21 protein-coding genes are annotated in these 21,584 nt (G+C 76.3%); 14 read left to right on the forward strand and 7 right to left on the reverse strand.

Going from position 1 to position 21,584, the window contains the following annotated elements; genetic code table 11:
• Positions 1-22: 22 nt before the first annotated feature.
• On the reverse strand, positions 23-784 hold the full coding sequence (locus ACFVXN_RS02460) for a TIGR03089 family protein (RefSeq protein WP_389226709.1): 762 nt from the start codon (positions 782-784) through the stop codon (positions 23-25).
• Between the two features lie 278 nt (positions 785-1,062).
• On the opposite strand from ACFVXN_RS02460, the gene ACFVXN_RS02465 reads away from it, so the two are divergent.
• From ACFVXN_RS02465 to ACFVXN_RS02475, 3 genes are read left to right on the forward strand one after another with little or no spacing between them, the layout of a single operon-like run.
• Positions 1,063-1,308 (forward strand): WhiB family transcriptional regulator, encoded by a 246-nt coding sequence (locus tag ACFVXN_RS02465; protein ID WP_389227836.1) that lies wholly within the window; start codon positions 1,063-1,065, stop codon positions 1,306-1,308.
• Between the two features lie 33 nt (positions 1,309-1,341).
• Positions 1,342-5,274: a glycosyltransferase family 2 protein gene (locus ACFVXN_RS02470; protein ID WP_389226712.1), complete on the forward strand. Its 3,933-nt coding sequence runs from the start codon at positions 1,342-1,344 to the stop codon at positions 5,272-5,274.
• Complete coding sequence (locus tag ACFVXN_RS02475) at positions 5,271-6,917, forward strand: DUF5719 family protein (RefSeq protein ID WP_389226715.1); 1,647 nt, start codon at positions 5,271-5,273, stop codon at positions 6,915-6,917. The genes ACFVXN_RS02470 and ACFVXN_RS02475 overlap by 4 nt, the downstream gene beginning before the upstream one ends.
• Positions 6,918-6,986: 69 nt before the next feature.
• Here ACFVXN_RS02475 and ACFVXN_RS02480 read toward each other — a convergent pair whose 3' ends face one another.
• Together ACFVXN_RS02480 and ACFVXN_RS02485 are read right to left on the reverse strand one after the other, a co-directional pair.
• Entirely contained in the window at positions 6,987-7,883 is an 897-nt protein-coding gene (locus ACFVXN_RS02480; RefSeq protein WP_389226718.1) for a glycosyltransferase family 2 protein, read from the reverse strand.
• 12 nt (positions 7,884-7,895) lie between these two features.
• Positions 7,896-8,360 carry a metallopeptidase family protein gene (locus tag ACFVXN_RS02485; protein WP_389226721.1) on the reverse strand — a complete coding sequence of 155 codons (465 nt, stop codon included), beginning with the start codon at positions 8,358-8,360 and terminating at the stop codon, positions 7,896-7,898.
• Between the two features lie 73 nt (positions 8,361-8,433).
• Between ACFVXN_RS02485 and ACFVXN_RS02490 the strand changes: the two genes are divergently transcribed.
• The 5 genes from ACFVXN_RS02490 to ACFVXN_RS02510 all read left to right on the forward strand — a co-directional run bounded on the left by ACFVXN_RS02490 (position 8,434) and on the right by ACFVXN_RS02510 (position 11,856).
• On the forward strand, positions 8,434-8,829 hold the full coding sequence (locus ACFVXN_RS02490) for a DUF3499 domain-containing protein (protein ID WP_389226724.1): 396 nt from the start codon (positions 8,434-8,436) through the stop codon (positions 8,827-8,829).
• A gap of 5 nt (positions 8,830-8,834) precedes the next feature.
• Positions 8,835-9,119, forward strand: coding sequence for a hypothetical protein (locus ACFVXN_RS02495; RefSeq protein WP_389226727.1), 285 nt, complete (start codon positions 8,835-8,837; stop codon positions 9,117-9,119).
• Between the two features lie 67 nt (positions 9,120-9,186).
• The gene (locus ACFVXN_RS02500) at positions 9,187-10,659 is read left to right on the forward strand and encodes a phosphomannomutase/phosphoglucomutase (protein WP_389226730.1); all 1,473 of its coding nucleotides are present in this window, start codon (positions 9,187-9,189) and stop codon (positions 10,657-10,659) included.
• A 2-nt stretch (positions 10,660-10,661) separates the two neighbouring features.
• Positions 10,662-10,868 carry a Trm112 family protein gene (locus ACFVXN_RS02505; protein ID WP_389226733.1) on the forward strand — a complete coding sequence of 69 codons (207 nt, stop codon included), beginning with the start codon at positions 10,662-10,664 and terminating at the stop codon, positions 10,866-10,868.
• 64 nt (positions 10,869-10,932) lie between these two features.
• Complete coding sequence (locus ACFVXN_RS02510; RefSeq protein WP_389226736.1) at positions 10,933-11,856, forward strand: cation diffusion facilitator family transporter; 924 nt, start codon at positions 10,933-10,935, stop codon at positions 11,854-11,856.
• A gap of 67 nt (positions 11,857-11,923) precedes the next feature.
• Here the strand turns inward: ACFVXN_RS02510 and ACFVXN_RS02515 are convergent, their stop codons facing one another.
• The 3 genes from ACFVXN_RS02515 to ACFVXN_RS02525 all read right to left on the reverse strand — a co-directional run bounded on the left by ACFVXN_RS02515 (position 11,924) and on the right by ACFVXN_RS02525 (position 15,077).
• Positions 11,924-12,841 carry a glycine betaine ABC transporter substrate-binding protein gene (locus ACFVXN_RS02515; RefSeq protein ID WP_389226739.1) on the reverse strand — a complete coding sequence of 306 codons (918 nt, stop codon included), beginning with the start codon at positions 12,839-12,841 and terminating at the stop codon, positions 11,924-11,926.
• Between the two features lie 86 nt (positions 12,842-12,927).
• The gene (locus tag ACFVXN_RS02520; RefSeq protein WP_389226742.1) at positions 12,928-13,830 is read right to left on the reverse strand and encodes an ABC transporter permease; all 903 of its coding nucleotides are present in this window, start codon (positions 13,828-13,830) and stop codon (positions 12,928-12,930) included.
• Positions 13,827-15,077, reverse strand: a complete 1,251-nt coding sequence (locus tag ACFVXN_RS02525) for a glycine betaine/L-proline ABC transporter ATP-binding protein (protein ID WP_389226745.1) — start codon at positions 15,075-15,077, stop codon at positions 13,827-13,829. The genes ACFVXN_RS02520 and ACFVXN_RS02525 overlap by 4 nt, the downstream gene beginning before the upstream one ends.
• A 517-nt stretch (positions 15,078-15,594) precedes the next feature.
• Between ACFVXN_RS02525 and ACFVXN_RS02530 the strand changes: the two genes are divergently transcribed.
• The 6 genes from ACFVXN_RS02530 to ACFVXN_RS02555 all read left to right on the forward strand — a co-directional run bounded on the left by ACFVXN_RS02530 (position 15,595) and on the right by ACFVXN_RS02555 (position 20,533).
• Positions 15,595-17,025 (forward strand): sensor histidine kinase, encoded by a 1,431-nt coding sequence (locus tag ACFVXN_RS02530; RefSeq protein ID WP_389226748.1) that lies wholly within the window; start codon positions 15,595-15,597, stop codon positions 17,023-17,025.
• A 43-nt stretch (positions 17,026-17,068) separates the two neighbouring features.
• Positions 17,069-17,734 (forward strand): response regulator transcription factor, encoded by a 666-nt coding sequence (locus ACFVXN_RS02535; protein WP_389226751.1) that lies wholly within the window; start codon positions 17,069-17,071, stop codon positions 17,732-17,734.
• A 271-nt stretch (positions 17,735-18,005) separates the two neighbouring features.
• Complete coding sequence (locus tag ACFVXN_RS02540) at positions 18,006-19,226, forward strand: acyltransferase (protein ID WP_389226754.1); 1,221 nt, start codon at positions 18,006-18,008, stop codon at positions 19,224-19,226.
• Between the two features lie 39 nt (positions 19,227-19,265).
• Positions 19,266-19,514, forward strand: a complete 249-nt coding sequence (locus ACFVXN_RS02545) for a type II toxin-antitoxin system Phd/YefM family antitoxin (RefSeq protein ID WP_389226757.1) — start codon at positions 19,266-19,268, stop codon at positions 19,512-19,514.
• The gene (locus ACFVXN_RS02550) at positions 19,511-19,765 is read left to right on the forward strand and encodes a Txe/YoeB family addiction module toxin (RefSeq protein WP_389226759.1); all 255 of its coding nucleotides are present in this window, start codon (positions 19,511-19,513) and stop codon (positions 19,763-19,765) included. The genes ACFVXN_RS02545 and ACFVXN_RS02550 overlap by 4 nt, the downstream gene beginning before the upstream one ends.
• 81 nt (positions 19,766-19,846) lie before the next feature.
• Complete coding sequence (locus ACFVXN_RS02555) at positions 19,847-20,533, forward strand: hypothetical protein (protein ID WP_389226762.1); 687 nt, start codon at positions 19,847-19,849, stop codon at positions 20,531-20,533.
• A gap of 54 nt (positions 20,534-20,587) precedes the next feature.
• Here ACFVXN_RS02555 and ACFVXN_RS02560 read toward each other — a convergent pair whose 3' ends face one another.
• Positions 20,588-21,577, reverse strand: a complete 990-nt coding sequence (locus tag ACFVXN_RS02560) for a stage II sporulation protein M (RefSeq protein ID WP_389226764.1) — start codon at positions 21,575-21,577, stop codon at positions 20,588-20,590.
• Between the last annotated feature and the right edge of the window lie 7 nt (positions 21,578-21,584).

The following is a 21,584-nucleotide window of genomic DNA, read 5'->3' on the forward strand; positions in this document are numbered from 1 at the left end:
CCGGGGCGGGCGCTGCCGTGGCTCAGAGCCGGGCCGTGACCCGCTCGGTCGCGGCGATCCGGTCGGCGCGGTCGGGCGCGTCGCCGGGCGCCGGGCGCAGCAGCACGACCGACCCGCCCGCCGCGAGCACGCCGAGCGTGGTGAGCAGCGTGCCGGGCGTCGCGGTGCGGGCGTCGCCGACCGGCAGGAGCGCCCGGTCGCCCGCGGCCACGGGGGCCGTGCCGAGGGCGGCCGCGACGAGGTCGGCGTGCGGCACCGCGGTCGCGCCCACGTCGAGCGCGGCGCGTGCGGGCTCGACGGCGGGCACCCAGCCGATCACGTCGCCGTAGGTCATCACGGACTGGGCGGCGTCCAGGGCGCCCGCCGGCAGCGGCCCGTCGAACCCGCGGGCGAGCGCCGGCAGCGCCACCGCGACGACGCCGTGCCGGGGGAGCGCGAGGGCGTCGGGGCGGTCGGTGACGACCACGTCGGCGGCGGTCGCGTCCTGGTCGTCGGCGTCCAGCACCGCGACGGTCGCCCCGGTGCGCCACGCGGCCAGCGCCCACACGACCGTGCGCCAGTGCGGCGGGAGGTCCAGCAGCACGCGCGTCCCGGGCCCGGCGTCCAGCTCCTCGACGAGGAGATTCGTCGACTTGCTCACCCAGTTGTCGAGCACCGCGCCGGACAGCTCGATCCGCTCGCCGGCGGGGCCGTACCAGGTGAGCCGGGGGCGACCCGGCTCGCTGAGCAGGGCCGACAGGACATCGGCGACGGAGGCGGCGGGACGGGGGCTGGCGGCTGTCACGCGCCCAGCCTAGGTGCGGGCGCCCATGAGGAACCGGACATACCGCCCAGAACTGCTCGCACTAGCACTCTTCCGCTTGACTACGCGGAACGACACGCGTGTAATTCCCTGGAACGGGTGGTCCTGGGACGTGATCGGGAGCCTGTGGCCGCACGGCCCATCATCTCGCAGCACGACGGGGGGAAGCACACATGTGGAGTCTGCTCGACGACGAGGGACCCTTCCCGTCCGACGCCGGCACGACCCGGCCCGAGGCAGGGGTGGCCGACGTGCTGCCGATGTTCGGGACCCCCGAGGACGACGGCATCATGGGCTGGCAGGAGCGCGCGCTGTGCGCCCAGACCGACCCCGAGGCGTTCTTCCCCGAGAAGGGCGGATCGACCCGCGAGGCCAAGAAGGTCTGCACCGGCTGCGACGTCCGGTCGGAGTGCCTGGAGTACGCGCTGGCCAACGACGAGCGGTTCGGCATCTGGGGCGGACTGTCCGAGCGAGAGCGCCGCAAGCTCAAGCGGCGTGTGGTCTGAGCCGCGCCCGCCGGGGCGCATGATGTCGTGAGCATGTCCGACACCTCGCACTCCGGCACGCCCGCGACGGGCCCGGTGCCCGTGCCCGCCACGGGCTCCCTCACGACCGCGGCCCCCGCCACGGTCGTGGTCGTCGCACGTGGCGCGACCCCCTTCCTGCCGACGACGCTGCGCGCGCTCGCCGGCCAGACGCGCGCCCCCGCCCGGGTGCTGCTCGTCGACGTCGGTGACCGCCCCGACCCCGCGCTCGCCGGGGTGATCCGCGACGCGGGTCTCCCCGCGGGCGCGACCACACTGCTGAGCGCCCCCGGGGCCCGGACCTTCGGCGACGCCGTCCGCACCGCGGCCGCCGGCGAGGACGGGCTGCCCGGCGGCCCGCAGCGCTGGCTGTGGCTGCTGCACGACGACGCCGCGCCCGAGCCCACCGCGCTCGCGGAGCTCGTGCGCGCCGTCCAGGCCGCCCCGTCGGTGGGCGTCGCCGGCGTGAAGCAGCGCACCTGGACCGCGCCGGCCCGGCTGCTCGAGGTCGGCGTCCGCACCTCCCGCTCCGGGCGCCGGATGACCGACGTCGAGCCCGGCGAGGTCGACCAGGGCCAGCACGACGGCCGTGAGGACGTCCTCGGCGTGGGACTGGTCGGGGCGCTCGTACGCCGCGACGTGTGGGACGAGCTCGGCGGCACCGACCCGGTGCTCGGGCCGTTCGGGGACGGGCTCGACCTGTCCCGCCGCGCGAGGCTCGCCGGTCACCGCGTGCTCGCCGTGCCCGCGGCGGTCGTCCGGCACGCCCAGGCGACGTACCACGGGCTGCGCACCGCGGGCGTGGAGGCGGGCGTCGACGCGGTGGTCGACCTCGACGCCGACGGCGAGCCCGACGGCGCCGACCCCCGCCGCTCGTACGCCGCCCGACGCACCGCCCTGCTGCACACGCGTCTCGTCTGGGCGCCGCTGCCGCTGCTGCCGCTGGTCGCGGTGATGGCGGTGCTCGCCGGGCTGGTCCGGGTGCTGGTGCGGATCGCCACCAAGGAGCCCGCCCTGGCCGCCGCCGAGGTCGTCGCGCCGCTGCGCGCGCTCGGGCGGCCCGCCGCCGTCGTGCGCGCCCGCGGTCGCGCCCGGCGGACCCGCCGGATGCCCCGCCGGACCCTGCGTCCGCTCCAGGCCGACCTGCGCACGGTGTGGCGGCAGTGGCGGGACCGGCGGCTGACCCGTGCGGAGGCGCGCCGCGTCGTCCGCGCACCCTCCGAGCTCGAGCTCCGCGAGCTCGCCGCTCTCGCGCTGCGCCGCCGCGTGGCGCTGGGCGCCGTCGTGGTCGCGCTGGTCGTCGTCACGGCCGCGGCGCTCGGACCCCAGCTGCTCGGCGTGCTCGGCGGCGCGCACCTCGTCGGCGGTGCGCTCGTCCGCGCCGCGTCCGGGGTCGGCGACGTGTGGACCGCGGCGACCGGGGGCTGGGTGTCCGGCGAGCTCGGCGCCGCCGCGCCCGCCGACGCGCTGCTCACCGCGCTGCTGCCCGGCACCGTGCTCGCCGGCGGCAGCCTCCAGGCGGCGCTCGCCGTGCTGCTGCTCGGCTCGGTGCTGCTCGCCGGGCTCGGCGCCTGGTTCGCGGCCGGCGCCGCGACCCGGTCGGTCGGGGTGCGGATGTGGGCCGCCGTCGTGTGGGCCGCGCTGCCGAGCCTGCTGCTCGGTGTCGGGCAGGGCCGGGTCGGGGCCGTGCTGGTCCACCTCGCGCTGCCCTGGCTGGTCCTCGCGCTGGCCCGCGCGGTCGGGGCGCACCAGGTCGACGCGGTGCTCTCCGGCGTCGCGACCGCCGCGCCGGTGCACCCCGACGGCGAGCACCGCACCGACCCGGGCGCGCAGGAGTGGCCCGACCCGGAGGCCTGGGCCCGCGCCGGCGAGCCCGCGCCCACCCGGCGCGGGCGGCGTGCGCGTCCGGCGAGCCTGTCGGTGGCGGACGAGGGGTCCTCGGGCACGGGCGACGACGCCGCCCCGGACGCCCCGGCTGCGCCCGGCACGACGGCGCACGACCGCGCACCGGACGCCGTCCGCGACGAGGCGACCGACGCCACGCCCGTGCGCGGCACCCGTGCGGTGGAGCAGAGCCGTCCCGCTTCCGTGACCGCGCAGCTGGCGCGACCGGCTGACGACGCCGAGCACGCGGCGACCGCCGACGCCGACCGCGCTGCCGACGCCGACCGCGAGCCCACCCCCGGCCGGCCCGCCGACGACCCCGACCGGACCCCAGCCCCACCCCGGCGCCGGACCGACCACCTCGACCCCGAGCCCGTCGCCGCCCCGGCTGCCCCCGCGCGCCCGACCGGCTCGGTCGCCGCCGCGGCCGCCGCGTCGCTCGCGTTCGCGGCCGTCGCGGCCGGTGCACCCGCGCTGCTGCTGCCCGGTGTCGTGCTGCTGCTGCTCGTCGCCGCGTGCGCCCCCCGCGGCCGCCGGCTGCGGGTGGTGCTCGCCGCGGCCCCGGCGCTCGTGCTGCTCGGACCGACGCTCGCCGAGGCGCTGTCGCGGGGCGTGGCGGGCGTCCGGCTGCTGCTCGCCGACCCCGGCACCCCGCTCGCGTCCCGGCCCGCGACCCCGGTCGGCGCCCTGCTGGGGATCCCGGGCGACGCCGACGCGCTCGTCCCCGCCTGGCTGCCGAGCGGGGTGCCCGACGCGGTGCTGACGTGGTGGCCGGCGGCCACCGGCGTGGCGGTGCTGCTGCTGGCTCTGCTCGCCCTGCTCCGCGGTGCACCCCAGGCGCGGGCCGTGCGGCTCGGCTGGGCGGTCGGGGCCGTCGGCGTCGCGGTGGCGCTCCTCGCCGGACGGGTCGCCGTCGGGCAGGACGAGGGCGCGGTGGTCGTCGGCTGGGCCGGGACCGGGCTGTCGCTGGCCGCTGCCGGGCTGCTGACGGCCGCCGTGACGGGGACGCGCGGACTGCGCGGGCGGCTCGACCGGGTGTCGTTCGGCTGGCGACAGGTGACGGCCGCAGTGGTCACCGTGCTGGCCGTCGCGCTGCCGCTGGCGACGTGGAGCGGATGGGCCACCCAGCTGCGGTCGGGTGCCGGCGACCTGACCACCCGGTCGCGCGCCGTGGTCCCCGCCATCGGGCGGCAGACCCAGGACTCCGCGGACGCGCCGCGGGTGCTCGCCGTCGTGCCGACGGTCGACGGCGTGCTCGACTGGCAGCTGCTCCGCGGCGACGGGCCCCAGGTGCTCGAGGACGCCGCCGCGGTCCGCACCGCCACGGTCTCCGGGCCGCCCGACGCGGCCGAGGTCGCGGACCCGGACGACGCGACCGCCGAGCTGCAGGCCGTCGTCGGCACGCTGTCGGTGGGATCCAGCACCGACGTCGCGGCCGACCTCGCGGCGCTGGCGGTCGCCGACGTGCTGGTCCCGCCGCTGACCGCCGACCAGGTCGACGACACCGCGTGGCAGCAGCAGCGGTCGGCGCTCGTCGGTCGGCTCGACGCCACACCCGGGCTCGAGCGGATCACCGACGTGGCCGCGGGCGTCATCTGGCGCGTGCAGCCCTCCGGCGGCGCCGTCGGCGAGACCGACGACGCGTCCGCCGGGACCCCGGGCGCCGTGCCCGCCGCGGTGACGGCGTGGGCGCGGCTCGTCCCCGACGCCGGGACGGCAGCCGACGCCGAGGGGCTCGCCTCGACCGGTGCGAGCGCGGTGCCGGCGGTGCCGGGCGTGGTCAACCACGTCGACACGACGATCGAGCCGGGCGAGCCCGGCCGGCTGCTGGTCCTGGCGGAGCGCTCCGACGTCGGCTGGCGGGCGACGCTCGACGGCCGGCCGCTGCGCGCGGTGACCGAGGGCTGGCGGCAGACGTTCGAGGTCGGGGCGGACGGCGGCCGGCTGGTCGTCGCCCACCGGGCACCGGACCGGACGGTGTGGACGGTGGCGCAGGTCGCGGTCGGCGCGCTCGCGCTGCTGCTGGCGCTGCCGGTACGACGCAGGCGGGCGGGAAGACGATGACCACGGACGGCACGACGACGGGCGCGGAGCGCGGGACCGACGCGCGGCGGGCAGCCGGGCGCGTGGCCCGGGTCCTGTCCGGCGTGCTGGTCCTCGGTCTCACCGGGGGCGTGGTGGCCCTCGCCGGCACCCGCCCCGCCGACGAGCCCGGCCGGGTGCCCGCCGACGTCGTCGAGGTCGGGGCGACCGCGACCACGCTCGTCTGCCCGGGCCCGCTGCAGCTCCCGGACGAGACCGGCTCCGGCGACTCCGCGTTCCGGCGGGTGCCCGTGGACCCCGTGGAGTCCGTCACCGTGGCGAGCACGTCGACGTCGGGGACCGTGTCGCTCACGCCGCTCGCCGCGCCGTCGCAGGACCTCGCGGGCGGCGCGGGCGTGCTCCGCGCGCCGGGGGCGCCGGTCGTCGTGCGCGCCGAGCCGGTCGACGACCTGCCCGTCCCGGTCGCGGGCGCCAGCGCCTCCGTGGTCACCGAGGGCGACCTGCGCGGGTTGTCCGCGGCGTCGTGCTCCCGGCCGGGTTCCGACGCCTGGCTCGTGGGCGGCAGCACCGCGCTCGAGAGCTCCGCGGACCTCGTCGTCGTCAACCCGGGCGCGACGGCCGCCGACGTGACCGTCGAGGTCTGGGGCCCGTCCGGTCCCGTCGACCTCGCCGGCGGCGCGTCCGTGCTGGTCGCTCCCGGGGAGCAGCGCACCGTGGTCCTCCCGGGCGTCGCGGCGGAGCAGCGGCGCCTGGTCGTGCACGTGGCCTCAGCGGGCGGCCAGGTCACCGCCTACCTGCAGGACTCGCTGCTGGACGGCTTCACCCCGCGGGGCACCGACCTCGTCACCGCCGGCAGCGCCCCGGCGACCACCCAGGTGGTGCCCGGGATCGCCGTGTCGGAGTCCGGGGTCGACTCGGTCGACGCCGGTGCCCTGCGCCTGATGGCCCCGGACGCGGACGGGACGGTGTCGGTGCGCCTGCTCGGCGCGGGCGGCGACGTGGCGCTGCCCGGCGCCGAGGCGGTCGACCTGGCCGCGGGCGAGGTCACCGACGTCTCGCTCGGCGGGCTGGCCGCGGGGACCTACACCGCGGTCGTCGAGGCGGACGTCCCGGTGGTCGCGAGCGCCATGATCACGCGGACCGGGACGCCCGGTGAGCTCGACGAGCAGCCCCGGCTCGAGCGCGCGTGGGCGGCGGCCACGCCGAGCGGCAGCGGGGTGGCCGCCGTGCCGCAGGGCACCGCCGCGACGCTCGCGCTCGGCGCGGTCCCGACCGGACGCACGCCCACGCCGGAGCCGTCGGTGACGCCGACGCCCGAGCCCACGCAGGGCCAGGTACCGGACCCGACCGAGGACACCGAGCCGCAGGGCCCCTCGGTCACCGTGACGGTCCGCGGCTACGGCGCCGACGGGCTCGTCGGCGAGGAGCAGGTCCCGGTGGGCGTCGGGTCGACCGTCGCGTTCCCGGTGGCGTCCCTCGGTGACGGCGTGCTCGGGGTCGAGGTCCTCACCGGCGACGACCCGCAGGCCGACGTCGCCTGGGCCGTGGTCGCGTCCGTGGGACGGCCGGACGGCCGGCTGGTGTCGGTGCTGCAGCCCCTGGTCGAGACCGACGCGGTCACCGGGGCCGAGGTCCGGGCGGGTCGCCGGCTCGGCGTCGGCTGAGTCGCGACCGGCTCAGCGCGCCGCGGGGGCGCCCGAGCGGCTCAGCGTGCCGCGACGCGCCCGACCGGCTCAGCGCGCCGCGCGCAGCTCCACGCGCTCGCGGACCTTGAGCCCGACGCTGATCGCCGCGCGGACCGGCCACTCGTACCAGCGGTGGTAGCGCCGGTGCAGGTAGCGCTCGGCGGAGGCGTGGTGCGCGGAGATCATCCGCGCGGGCTTCGCCTTCCAGGACACGCCGCCGACGTGCACGACGCGCGCCGACGGCACGTACACGTTCGCCCACCCGGCCAGGGTGAGGCGCTCCCCGAGGTCGACGTCCTCGAAGAACATGAAGTAGTCCTCGTCGAACCCGCCGACGGCCTCGAAGGCCTCGCGGCGCAGCAGCAGGCACGCCCCCGACAGCCAGCCCGCCACCCGCTCGGTGCCGGCCGACTCCTGGCGGCGCTGGTACGCGCGGGTCCACGGGTTCCCGGGCCAGACCCTGCCGAGCAGCGCGTGCCCGACGCCCTGGGTCAGCGACGGCAGCTCGCGCGCCGACGGGTACACGGAGCCGTCCTCGTTGAGCAGCGCCGGGCCGAGTGCGCCCGCCGTCGGGTGCCGTCGGGCGGCGGCCAGCAGCGTGTCCAGCGAGCCCGGCTCCCAGACCACGTCCGGGTTGGCGACGACCAGCCAGTCCTGGTCGGCCCCGCGGGCCCCGGCGTTGGCGCCCCCGCCGTACCCGAGGTTCTGCCCGGTGCGCAGCACCCGGCCGCCCGCCTCGGCCGCGACCCGGTCGGCGACCGCACCGTCGGCACCGTTGTCCACCAGCACCAGCTCGACCGGCGCGGACGTCGCGGCCGCGAGGGAGCGGGTGAAGTCGGCGAGCTCCGCGCCCGGGTGGAACACGATGCTGATGACGCGGACACCGCCCGGGACGGCGACGTCGGGCGCGGGGTCCGGGGCGGGTGCGGGGGAGGGCGTCGTCATGGCCCGGACAGGCTATCGCCCGTCGCCGTGCTCGGGGTCCACCTCGTCCGGGGACCGGCCCAGCAGGTGCGCGACCTGCTCGACGACGACCTCGTGCACCAGGTCGTCGAGCTCGTCGGCGTCGCCGACCCGGCTCTCCACCGGCCGGCGGTACAGCACGATCCGCGGCGGCAGGCCGGGCTGCGCGGGGAAGTACCGGCCCAGCGGGACACCGCCGGACTCCCACGGCGCGGGGTTCGACGGCGGCACGTCCTCGACGGCGAACTCGACGCCGTCGAGGTAGGTGCCCCACCGCGCCTCGAGCCGCTCGACCGAGTCCAGCACCAGGTCGTCGAACCGCTCGGCGCGGGTGCGGTGGGCGGGCAGGGAGCTCGGCAGCAGGGGGCCGCGGATGCCCCGTCCGCGGCGGTCCCGGCGTCGGACCGGGCCGACCACGCGGTCGCCGGGCAGGGCGGGGACGAACCGACGTGGAGCCATCCCGGCACTGTATCCGGGACGGGGCGCGGGTCGCGCACGCTGCGGGGGCGCCCGCACGGGTACCGTCTACCCCGTGAGACCCGTCCGCCAGTGCTCCCGCACCGCGTGCGGTCGACCGGCGGTGGCCACCCTGACGTACGTGTACGCCGACCAGACCGCCGTCCTCGGCCCGCTCGCGACGCTCGCCGAGCCGCACTCCTACGACCTGTGCGCCGAGCACGCGTCGCGGCTGACCGCCCCCCGCGGGTGGGAGGTCGTCCGCCTGACGCCGGAGTTCGTCGAGTCCGGTCCCAGCCACGACGACCTGCTCGCGCTCGCCGACGCCGTGCGCGAGGCCGGCCGGCCCGCCCCGGACCGGTCGCGGCACTCCGCGGCGGTCCCGGACGGCCTGCCGCCGGCCTCGCAGCTCGCCGACACCGAGACCCGTCGCCGCGGGCACCTGCGGGTGCTGCGCGGCGAGGACGGCTGACCGGCGTGGCCACCGCGGGGGGCGGTCGGCGCAAGGGACGCCGGGCCGAGCAGGACGCGACACCGCTCGGCTCGCTCAGCAGCCCGGGCCAGCAGCACGCGCCGGGCACCGAGGTGTGCGAGGTGTGCGCCTCGCCCCGGCTGACCCGCCTGCACCTGGCGCTCGCCGACGGCACGGACGTCACGTTCGTGTCCTGCCACGAGTGCGAGCACCGGGCGTGGTTCCCGATCGCCGGTGACGGCACCCCGCTCGACCGCGACGAGGTCGTGCGGCGGTCCAGCAGGGCCTGAGCCCCGGGTCGGCCGCGGGCACGGTCACCCGCAGCGGGCAGGGGCGGCGCAGGTCCGATGGGATACCGTGACGGGCGTGACCGACACGTCCTCCGCGCTGCCCGACCTGACCGGCCTCATCAAGGCGTACGACGTCCGGGGCACGTTCCCGGACCAGCTGAACGCGGAGGTGGCCCGGGCCATCGGCGCCGCGTTCGCCGACGTCGTGGTGCTGCCCGAGGTGCGCGACGGCGCCGCACCCCGTGTCGTGATCGGGAACGACATGCGCCCGTCCGGCCCGGAGCTCGTCGCGGCGTTCGCCGACGGCCTGGCCACCCGCGGGGTCGACGTCGTCACGATCGGCCTGTGCTCCACCGACGGCCTGTACTTCGCGTCCGGCTCGCTCGACATCCCCGGCGCGATGTTCACCGCCAGCCACAACCCGGCGCAGTACAACGGCATCAAGCTCTGCCGCGCGGGGGCCCGCCCCGTCGGCCAGGACTCGGGCCTCTCGCGGGTCCGCGACCTCGCCGCCGAGTACCTGCGCGACGGCGTCGTCACGGCCGAGGGCGTGACGCCCGGCACCGTGACCGAGCAGGACCTGCTCGTCGCCTACGCCGAGTTCCTGCGCGGCCTGGTCGACCTGTCCGGCATCCGCCCGCTGAAGGTCGTCGTCGACGCGGGCAACGGCATGGGCGGGTTCACCGCCCCGGCGGTCCTCGGCACCGGCGCCGGCCTGGCCGCGCTGCCGCTGGACGTCGTCCCGCTGTACTTCGAGCTCGACGGCACGTTCCCGAACCACGAGGCGAACCCGCTCGAGCCGGAGAACCTGCGCGACCTGCAGAAGGCCGTCGTCGAGCACGGCGCCGACATCGGCCTCGCGTTCGACGGCGACGCCGACCGCTGCTTCGTCATCGACGAGAACGGCGACCCGGTCAGCCCGTCCGCGATCACCGCGCTGGTGGGCCTGCGCGAGATCGAGCGGGAGAAGGCCGCCGGCCGCACCCCGACCGTGATCCACAACCTCATCACCTCGATGGTCGTCCCGGACCTCGTCACGGCCGCGGGCGCCAAGGCCGTGCGGACCCGCGTGGGCCACTCGTTCATCAAGGCGCAGATGGCCGAGTCCGACGCCGTGTTCGGCGGCGAGCACTCCGCGCACTACTACTTCCGCGACTTCTTCTTCGCGGACACCGGCATGCTCGCGGCGCTGCACGTCCTCGCGGCGCTCGGCGGCCAGCCGCACCCGCTGTCCGCGCTCGCCGAGCAGTACCAGCCGTACGTCGCGAGCGGGGAGATCAACTCCACGGTGACCGACGTCCCCGCCGCGCGGGCCCGCGTCGTCGAGGCCTACGTCGAGCAGCAGGGCGCCGGCCCGGTCGCCGTCGACGAGCTCGACGGCCTCACGGTGTCGCACTGGGACTCCCAGCCGCAGTGGTGGTTCAACCTGCGGGCGTCGAACACCGAGCCGCTGCTGCGCCTGAACGTCGAGGCAGCGGACGAGGACATCATGGAGAAGGTGCGCGACGACGTGCTCGCGCTCGTCCGGAAGCAGGGCTGATCATGACCTCGTCGACCACCGGCACCACCGGGCTCGCCCCCTGGGTGCGGGACCTGCTGCGCTGCCCCGTGACGGGCGCGACGCTCGTCGACGGCGTCGGCCCGGGCGGGCAGCCCGAGCTGGTGTCCACCGACGCCGAGCGGCCGCTCGCGTACCCGGTGCGCGACGGCATCCCCGTGCTGCTCGCCGACGAGGCCCGCCAGGTCTAGCATCTCCGCTCGGGCCGCTCACCGGCCCCCGCGCGACGCGCGGTGGCACGGCGGAGGGACGGGCATGGCACACGGAGGCGGGAACAAGGCGATCATCGCCGCGCTGGCGGCGAACCTGGGGATCGCGGTGACGAAGTTCGTCGCCTTCCTGCTCACGCAGTCCAGCTCGATGCTCGCCGAGTCGGTGCACTCGGTCGCGGACTCCGGGAACCAGGCGCTGCTGCTGCTCGGCGGCAGGCGGGCCCGGCGGGCGGCCGACGAGGAGCACCCGTTCGGCTACGGGCGCGAGCGGTACATGTACGCGTTCATCGTGTCGATCGTGCTGTTCAGCCTCGGTGGCCTGTTCGCGCTGTACGAGGCCTGGCACAAGTTCGCCGAGCCGCACCCGATCGAGTCCTGGCACTGGGTGCCGATCGTCGTGCTGCTGGCCGCGATCGGCATGGAGGGCTTCTCCTTCCGCACCGCGATCGTCGAGGCGAACCACACCCGCGGCAAGCAGGGCTGGGTGTCGTACATCCGCACCGCGAAGGCCCCCGAGCTCCCCGTCGTGCTGCTGGAGGACTTCGGCGCGCTGGTCGGCCTGGTGCTGGCGCTGTTCGGCGTCTCGATGACCCTGGTGACGCACGACGGCCGCTGGGACGCGATCGGGTCCGCCGCGATCGGCGTGCTGCTCGTGCTGATCGCGATCGTGCTGGCCGTGGAGACCAAGAGCCTGCTGCTCGGGGAGTCCGCGACCCGCAAGGACGTCGACGCGATCCGCGCCGCCCTGGTCGGGGCGGGCGTGCCGTCCGTCATCCACCTGCGCACCCTGCACCTCGGCCCCGAGGAGCTGCTGGTCGCCGCGAAGATCGAGGTCGCCGCGACGGCGAGCGCCGCCGACGTCGCGGACGCCATCGACGCCGCGGAGCAGCGGGTCCGCGCCGCGGTCCCGATCGCCCGGGTCATCTACCTCGAGCCGGACCTCCGCCGCGCGGTCGCCGCGGGCTGACCGGCGCACGACGACGCCCCCGGCACCGCGTGGGTGCCGGGGGCGTCGTCGGGGGAGCGCCGGGGCGTCAGACGCCGGCCTTCTCCTTGAGGTCCGTGACGAAGTCCGGGTTCTCGTCGAGCCACGTCTGGGCCGAGCCGAGGGTGTCGGAGCCGCCCTCCTCGTTGAACATGAGGTTCTCGAGGGAGAACAGCTGCTCGTCGGTGAGGGTGAACGCCTCGATGAGCTTGGTCAGCGTCGGGTAGTCCTCGGCGAAGCCGGTGCGGCCGACCGTGTGGATCTCCTCGGCCTCGCCCATCGCGCCCTCGGGGTCCTCGAGGTCGCGCACGGGGTACTCGTCGTAGGCCCAGTGCGGACGCCACAGCGTGACGGCGATGTTCTCGCCGGCCTCGGTGGCGCCCTTGAGCTCGGCGAGCATCGCCGGGGTCGAGGACACGACGAACTCCATGTCGTCCAGGCCGTAGGTCGGGATGGCCTCGTCCTGGGTGATCCGGGTCAGGCCGGCGCCGGACTCGATGCCGACGATCCGGTTGCCGAACGCGTCGGCGTTCTCGGCGAGCTCGTCGAGCGACGTGATCGGGGCGTCCTCGTTCACCGCGACGGTGAGCTTCGCGTCGTCGTACCAGACGCCGAGCTGCTCCATGTCGTCGCCGTACTGGTCGAGGTAGTCGGCGTGCGTGTTCGGCAGCCACATGTCGAAGTTGACGTCGAAGTCGCCGCCGGTCAGCCCGGTGTAGACGACGCCGGGGTCGGCCTCCTGGGACTCGACGGTGTAGCCGTCCTCCTCCAGCATGGCCTGGAACAGCGCCGACACGGCGATGCCCTCGTCCCAGCCGGAGTGCACGCCGATCGAGACGGTCGAGAGGTCGCCGTTCTCGAGGGTCTCGGCCTCGGCGCTGCCGGAGCCCGAGGAGCAGGCGGCGAGCGCGGCGGTCAGGCCCAGCGCGGTGGCGGCGAGGGCGGTACGACGGGTGCGGGTGCGCATCGTGTCCTTCCGGTGGGCGTGCGGCATCGTGCCGTGCGCCCGGGTTGGGGTCGGTGGGGGTGCTGCGGGCGCCGGGGCCCGCGGGGTCAGGGAGCGGTCGCCGCGGCGACGGCGCGGGCCGTCCGGGACCGGGTGCTGAGCGCGGAGGTCACGCGGTCGAGGAACATCGCGAGGATGACGACCGACAGGCCGGCCTCGAACCCGAGCGACACGTTGACGCGCTGCAGGGCCTGGACGACGTCGCCGCCGAGGCCGCCGGCGCCGACCATGCCGGAGATGACGACCATCGACAGGGCGAGCATGATCACCTGGTTGACGCCGGCCATGATGGTCGGCAGCGCGAGCGGCAGCTGGATCTGGCGCAGGATGCGGCCCTCGGACGAACCGAAGGCGTGCCCGGCCTCGACGACCTCGCGGTCGACCTGGCGCAGGCCCAGCTCCGTCATCCGGACGCCCGGGGCCATCGCGAAGATGACCGTCGCGACGATGCCGGGGACGACGCCGACGCGGAAGATCACCACGGTCGGGATGAGGTACACGAACGCCGGCATCGTCTGCATGAAGTCGAGCACCGGCCGCAGCACCCGGGACACGCCGTCGTTGCGAGCGGCCCAGATGCCGAGCGGGATCGCCACGACGAGCGCGACGGCGCTGGCGAGGATCACCAGCGCGAGGGTGTCCATCGCGTTGCCCCACTGGTTCACGCCGGCGATGACCAGCAGGCCGACCAGCGTGCCGACGGCGAGCTTCCAGCCCTTCGCGAACAGGGCGATCAGCGCGAGCACGACGGCGATGATCCAGAACGGCGGACCGCTGAGCACGGTGTCCAGGCCGTCGTAGGCGCCCTCGAGGACGCCCTTGATCGCGGCGAACACCGCGCGGAACGTGGTCGTCACCCAGCTGATGGCGGTGTCGACCCACTCGCCGAGCGGGAGGCGGGGGACACCCTGGTCCGTGGTGTCCAGGGCGAGGATCGCGGCGGCGTTCACGCGAGCACCTCCGTGGTGGTCGTGGTGGCGGGCGTCGCCTCGGCGGCGGGGGTCCCGTGCGGCGGCGTGCTCGTCTCCGGGGGGACCATCGCCTCGAGCAGGATGGCGCGGGGGATCACCCCGACGAGCCGGCCCTTGTCGTCCGTGACCGGCACGGGCAGCGGGGACTCGGCGGCGGGCGCGAACACCTCGGCCAGCGGGGTGTCGACGGACACCGACGTGAGGCTGGTGTCGACGAGGCCCTCGAGGGTGTCCTTGCCGGCACGGGTCGCGTCGACGGCGTCGGCGTCCCGGATGATGCCCTTGAGCACGCGGGTGCGGTCGACGACGTACGCGGCGGCGACCTGGGCGTCGCGCATGGTGCGCAGCGCGAGGCGCGGACCGCCGGCGGCGAACGCGACGGCCGCGGGGCGGCGCATCACGGAGGACGCGGTGAGCACGCGGGTGCGGTCGACGTCGGCGATGAACTGGGCGACGTAGTCGTCGGCGGGGTTCGACAGGATCTGCTCGGACGTGCCGACCTGCACGATCCGGCCGTCGCGCATGACCGCGATCCGGTCGCCGAGGTACATCGCCTCGTTGAGGTCGTGCGTGATGAACACGATCGTCTTGCCGAGCGTCTGCTGGAGCTCCAGGAGCTGGTCCTGCATCTCGCGGCGGATCAGCGGGTCCAGGGCGCTGAACGCCTCGTCCATCAGCAGGATGTCGGTGTCGGCCGCCAGGGCGCGGGCCAGGCCGACGCGCTGGCGCATGCCGCCGGACAGCTCGTGGGGGAGCGAGTCGCCCCACTGGCCCAGGCCGACGAGCTCCAGGGCCTGCTGCGCCTTGTCGCGCTGCTCGGCCTTCGGCACGCCTTGCAGCGCCAGCGGGTACGCGGCGTTGTCGCGCACCGTGCGGTGCGGCAGCAGCGCGAAGTGCTGGAACACCATCGACACCTTGCGCTGGCGGATCGAGCGGAGCTGGGCGGCGTTCACCGCGCCCAGGTCGTCGTCGCCGAGCAGCACGCGCCCGGCGGTCGGCCGCCAGAGCCCGTTGAGCATCCGGATCAGGGTCGACTTCCCGGAGCCCGAGAGGCCCATGACGACGAACGTCTCGCCGCTGGCGATCTCGAGGCTCGCGTCGATCACCGCCGCGGTGCCCCACGGGCGCACGTCCTCGCGGGACGCGCCGTCCTTGAGCCGCTTGACGGCCTCGCCCGGCCGACGGCCGAACACCTTGTACACGCCTTCGACGCGCAGTCCTGTCACTTCTCCACCCTCGTCACGTCATGACGCTCCGGCCGCTGCCCTCGGGGACGAGGTCGGGCGCTCCCCTCGCGGGGGCGCACCGGGGCGGTGCGTCGTGGTCGGCTGGCCCGCGCGGACCGCCCCGCGAGGGGTGGTCGCACCGGCGGCGGACGCACCGCGGCCCTCGCTCCGGCAGCCCCGTGCGGGGCGCTGCGAGGGCCGAGATCTGGGCGTCACGCGCCGACCGTTCGTCGATCTGGTCGTGCTCCACCGTGCCCCATTTCCCGCTCGTTGGCGAGGCGAACCGGTGGATATCCGGTGGATCCTGGGATGACTTCGCCGCGTCGCGCGTCCTCTGACCTGCGGTTTTACCTGGTCTTGGATCGTTACTCCTTTGTGACCTTGTGGTCGGGATCTCGGCTCCCGCGCCGGGGGGATGTCCCCCGGGAGACCGGTGGGAGCACCGGGTGCCGCCGGGGGCGCGCGGCGCGGGACGATGGTGCCCGCAGCCCGCCCCGCCCCCGCCGAGGAGCCCCCGATGTCGTCAGCCCGCCCGACCACCGCCGAGCCGTCCGCGCCCCCTGCGGACGCCGTCGGGGACCCCGCCACGGGTGCGCCTGCGGCCACCCCGCCGGCCCGCGGTGCGATCTGGGACCCCGGCGTCCTCGCGCGCACCTGGCGGGAGTACGTCTACCTGTTCTTCGTGCTGCTGCTGGCGCCGTTCGCGTTCGCCTACGCGGTGCTCGCCGTGGTGCTGCCGCCGTCGCTCGCGGTCACGGTCGTCGGCCTCCTGGTGACGGGCTGGGTCGTCGTCGGCGGGCGGATGTGGGGCGCGCTCTACCGCCTGATGTCGCGCGGGATGCTCGCGACGCCCGTCCCGCCGCCGCTGCCCCGTCGGCGGGTGCGCGGGTTCTGGCGCCGGGTCGGGGCGCTGCTGGGCGACGCCCCGGGCTGGCGGGCGATCGCGTTCGGCGCGCTGACCCTCCCGCTGTCGATCATCGGCTTCGTGACGAGCACCGTGTTCCTCGCGGTCGCGCTGGGCGGCGTGACGCACTGGTACTGGTACCGGTTCCTCCCGGAGCAGGAGGCGCCCGACGGCACCCTGCACCGCGGCGCGTCGCTGAACAGCAGCTACTTCATCGACACGCCCGCGCGGCAGTGGATCCTCGTCGTCCTCGGTCTGCTCTGCTTCCTCGCCTGGCACCGGATCACGCTCGGATTCGGGCACCTGTTCCGGCTGCTGTCCGCCGGCCTGCTCGGCCCGACCGAGGCGAGCCTGCGCGTCGCGCACCTCGAGCAGACCCGCGGGTCGGCGGTCACCGACGCCGACGCCCGGCTGCGCCGCATCGAGCGCGACCTGCACGACGGCACCCAGGCGCGGCTCGTGACCGTCGCCATGCAGATCGGCGACGTCCGCGACCGGCTGGCGCAGGGCGCGGCGGCCGACGCCGCGCAGGACCCCGCGCTGGAGCGGGCCCGCGCCGAGGCGCTCGCCCTGCTCGACGACGCGCACGGCGGCCTGAAGCTCACGCTCGTCGAGCTGCGCGAGATCGCCCGGGGCATCCACCCGCCGGCCCTCGACGACGGGCTCGCCGTCGCGCTGGAGACGCTCGCCGCCCGGTGCCCCGTCCCGGTCACGGTCGACGTGGACCTGCCCGGCCGCCCCGCGCCCGAGGTCGAGACCATCGCGTACTTCGCGGCCGCCGAGCTGTTGACGAACGTCGTCCGGCACTCCGGGGCCAGCGGCGCGTACGTGCGGCTCGAGACCCAGGACGGCTGGCTGCGGCTGCGGGTCCGCGACGACGGCCACGGCGGCGCGCGGTTCGGCCTGCCCGGCGCCTCCGGGGGGACCGGCCTGGCCGGGCTGGCCGACCGCGTCGCCACGGTCGACGGCCGGATCGAGCTGGACAGCCCGCAGGGAGGTCCTACGGTGGTCACCGTGCACCTGCCGCTGAGCGCCACCCGATGACCCGCGCGCCGCGCGCCGCCCACGTGACCCGCGGGGGTGCCGCGTGCGGATCGTGATCGCCGACGACTCCGTGATCCTCCGCGACGGCCTCGCGGCCCTGCTCGCCCGGCGGGGTCACGAGGTCGTCGCCGCGGTCGGGGACGGCGACGCACTGGTCCGCGAGGTCGAGGCGCTGGCCGCCGCCGACGCGCTCCCGGACATCGCGGTGGTCGACGTCCGGATGCCGCCGGGGTTCACCGACGAGGGCCTGCGCGCGGCGCTGACCCTGCGCGCTGCCCACCCCGCGCTGGGCGTGCTGCTGTTCTCCCAGTACGTCGAGACCCGGTACGCCGCGCAGCTGTTCGGCGGCGACGCCCGCGGCGTCGGCTACCTGCTGAAGGACCGCGTCGCCGACGTCGCCGACTTCCTGGACGCGCTCGAGCGGATCGCCGCGGGCCGCACCGTCCTCGACCCCGAGGTGGTCAGCCAGCTGATGGGCGCCGCGCGCGTCGACCCCGGCGTCTCCCGGCTCACGCCGCGCGAGACCGAGGTGCTGGAGCTGATGGCCCAGGGCCGCTCGAACGGCGCCATCGCCGAGGCGATGTTCCTGTCCTACGGCGCCGTCGAGAAGCACGTCACGTCGATCTTCGGCAAGCTCGGCCTCGCCCCCGACGCCGGCGACCACCGCCGCGTCCTGGCCGTCCTGCGCCACCTCCGCCTGGACGCGTAGCGGCCGCGGCACGCGGCGGCGCCGAGGTCGAGGGTTCGCCGCGAGGTCGAGGGTTCCAGGGGCACGCTGGAGGCCGAACCCTCGACCTCGGCGGGCTCGCAGGGGTGGCCGGCACCCGGGGGACAGCCCCCGTTCCCGGTCGGGCTGACCCTCGGCGGACGTCGGGGGCTGCACCCGTTCCGACCTGCGGCGGGACTCGACAGGCTGGGGTCGTGCCCGATCGCCGGGCTCCCGCGCGGACCACCGCGCGGCGCCCTCGCGGGAGCTCCGCATGTCGATCGCCCTGCCCGTCCGCCCCGCCGGCACCCGGCCCGATCCGGCCGTCCGGACCGACCCCGTCGTCCGGCCCGGCCCCGTCGCGCGACCGACCCCCGCCGGGGCGCCCGCCCGCGCCCCGCGCGACCCGTACGTCGACGGCGTCCGCGCGGTCGGCACGCTGCTGGTCGTCGCGCTGCACTGGCTGATGGTCGAGGCCACCTGGGACGGGTCCGACCTGGTGGTGGGCAACGCGCTCGGGCACGGGTGGGCGTGGCTGCTGACCTGGCTGCAGCCGCTGCCGCTGCTGTTCTTCGCCGCCGGCGCTGCCGCGCGCTACGACCGGGTGCGGCACCCGGACCAGCCGGGCTGGCGGTTCGCCGGGGTGCGGCTGCTGCGGATGGCCCGGCCGGTCGCGGTGTTCGCGGGCGTCTGGGCGCTGCTGCTGGTCGCGCTGCCGGTGCTCGGGGTGCCCGGGGCGGCCGTGGACCGGGTCGCGCGGATCGTGCCGCAGCCGCTGTGGTTCCTCGGCGTGCAGATCGGGCTCCTGGCGCTGACGCCCGTGCTGCTGTCCGCGCTGCGGCGGTGGGGCGGCGCGCGCGTGCTCGTCGTGCTCGCGGTGCTGCCGGTGGTCGTCGACCTGCTGCGGTTCTCCGACCTCGTGACGTTCCCCGGCGCGCCGAACGTGCTGTTGGTCTGGGCGGTGCCGTTCGTCGGCGGGCTGCTCTACGCGGAGCGCCGGGTGACCGCGGCCGGGCGGCGGCGTCCCGACCTCGTGCCCGAGCGGACCGTGCTGCTGCTGCTCACCGGCTGCGGCCTGGTCGCCACGGTGCTGCTGCTGGCCGTGGGCCCGTACCCCTGGTCGCTGATCGGGATGCCGGGCGACACGATGTCCAACCTGGCGCCGCCGACCGCGCCGGTCGTCGGGTTCGCCGTCGCGCAGGTCGCGTCGCTGCTGCTGGTCCGGGACGCCGTGGCGCGGTGGGCGGGTCGCTCCCGGGTCGTGCGGTGGGTCGGCTCGCGGTCGATGGGGCTGTACCTGTGGCACCTGACCGCGATGTTCGTCGTCGCCGGGGTGGTGCTGCTCGGCGTCGGGGAGGTGCTGCCGGAGCCGTGGACCTGGGACTGGTGGACGTCCCGGGCGGGGTACCTCGGGGCGGCGGGGGTGGTGCTCGCGGGGCTCGTCGCCGGGGCGGCGCGGGTGGAGCGCGGGGCCGCCCGGCGACGCACGCCATGAGTGGTACCGTATTCCGGTACGACTGAAACTGGAGGGGCGATGTCCATCTCGGCGAGCGAGGCCCGCAAGACGCTGTTCCCGTTGATCGAGCAGGTGAACGACGACCACCTGGCCGTCGAGATCGTGTCCCGCAAGGGCAACGCCGTGCTCATGCCCGCGGACGAGTACGCCGCGTGGCAGGAGACCGCCTACCTGTTCCGTTCGCCCGCCAACGCCCGACGGATCCTCGACGCCTACGAGCGCGCGACCGCGGGAACGGTCGAGGAGCACGAGCTGGACCGCGGGTGAGGCTGGTCTGGGACGCGACCGCCTGGGAGGACTACGTCCACTGGCAGACCGCCGACCGTCGGGTGCTCAAGCGGATCAACACCCTGCTCGACGCGTGCCTGCGCGACCCGTCCGGCGGCATCGGGAAGCCCGAGCAGCTGAAGTACGGCGCGGCGGGGGCGTGGTCCCGGCGCATCACCGACGAGCACCGGCTGGTCTACCTCGTCCAGGGCGACGACCTGGTCGTCCTGCAGGCGCGGTACCACTACTGACCGCGCCCCGCGTCCGTCCGCAGCGCACCGCCCGCAGCCCGCTTCCAGCCCGCTCCCAGGTCCGCGTGCTGCGATGACGGGGTGCTGACCGACGACGCCCGCCGCCCCGCCGACCTCGCGACCGTCCCCGAGCCGACCCCGTGGCAGGTCCGCCGCGCGGGGCTCGTCGACGTCAACCGGATCGCCCGGATGATCGACGAGCACCGGCCGTTCATCGACCTGGACGGCGACGGCCGGCCCGACGAGGTGCCGCACCCCGAGCACGCGGCGACCGCCACCCGGCTGGTGCTGAGCCTCGGCGGCCTGGAGCACGGCGAGCTGTGGTTCGCCCAGGAGGACGACGCGGTCGCGGCGGTGGCGTTCTGGCTGCCGCCGGACGCGGACCACCTGGCGCAGGACCTGCACCGCGTCGTGGCCCGCGAGCTCGACGTGGTGCCGGAGCGCGACCCCGAGCCGGCGCACGCCCCGCTGCGGTCGATCGTCGGGGCGACCGCGCAGACGCTGGCGCTGATGCGGACGACGGACGCGGAGCGGGTGCTGATCCTGCTGTCGGACGACGGCGAGCGGGTGGGGGAGCGGCGCCTCGCGCTGCTGGCGGACGTGCTGGCACCCGTGGTCGAGGCGCAGGCCGCCGCCGGGCGGGACGTGCTCGCGGTGACCGTCGACCCGACGCAGGTGGCCGACCTGGTCGCGCTCGGGTTCGCCGAGCTGGGCCGGGCGCCGCTGGGCGCGGCGTCGCTGTGGCTCGGGGCGCGCCGGGCGGGCTGAGCCGGGTCAGGCCGGGCCGGGGTCGGGCCGAGCCGGGGTCAGGCCGAGCCGGGGTCAGGCCGCGATCGCGACCTGGTACCCGGCGGCGTCCTCCTCGAGGTCGCCCGTCTCCCCGTCCCGCACCGCGCGGCGACCGAGGACGATCGTGTAGGTCCAGAACGCCGCCAGCGCGAGCGCGCCGATGGCGATCTTGACGCCCCACGGCAGGGCGGAGCCGGTGACGAACCCCTCGACCAGGCCGGACAGCGCGAGCGCGCCGGCCAGGCCGATCGCGACGGTGACGAGCGCCCGGCCCTCCTCGGCGAGCGCGCGCGACCGCGGGCGGCCCTGCGGGTCGACCCACGCCCACGCGAGCCGCAGACCGGCGGCCCCGGCGACGAAGATCGAGGTGAGCTCGAGCAGCCCGTGCGGGGCGATGAGCTGCAGGAACACGTCGAGGCTGCCGTGGGCGGCCATCATCCCGCCGGCGGCGCCGACGCTGACCGCGTTCTGCGCCAGCACGTAGAGCGGGCCGACGCCGGTGACGCCGAGGCCCACGCACAGGGCCGCGATCCACGCGTTGTTGGTCCACACCACCGCGGCGAACCCGGCGCCCGGGTCGTAGTACTGGGCGAACTGGTTGTCGACGTAGTCCTGCCGCTGGGAGGGGGTGCCCATCGCGGCGAGCGCGTCGGGGTCGGTCGCCACCCACCAGCCGGCGACCGTGCCGACGGCGAGGAACGCGACCATGACCGCGACGGTCCACCAGCGGATCCGGTAGAGCGCCGCGGGCAGCGACACGACGACGAACCGCCGGACGTCCCGCCAGGCGGGCTCGTGCGTGCCGGCGATCCGCGCCCGGGACCGCGCGAGCAGCTGCGAGAGGCGGGTGACCGTGTCCGGGTCGGGCGCGGACGAGCGGACCGTCGACAGGTCGGTGGCGACCGACTGGTAGAGCCGGACCATCTCGTCGGCCTCGGCGCCGTCGAGGCGGCGCTGCCGGGACAGGGCGTCCAGACGCGCCCACGCGGGCTGGCGCACGGCGGTGAAGGCGTCGAGGTCCACGCCCGAT

The organism is Cellulomonas sp. NPDC058312 (assembly GCF_042880135.1).
Classification (GTDB): Bacteria; Actinomycetota; Actinomycetes; order Actinomycetales; family Cellulomonadaceae; genus Cellulomonas.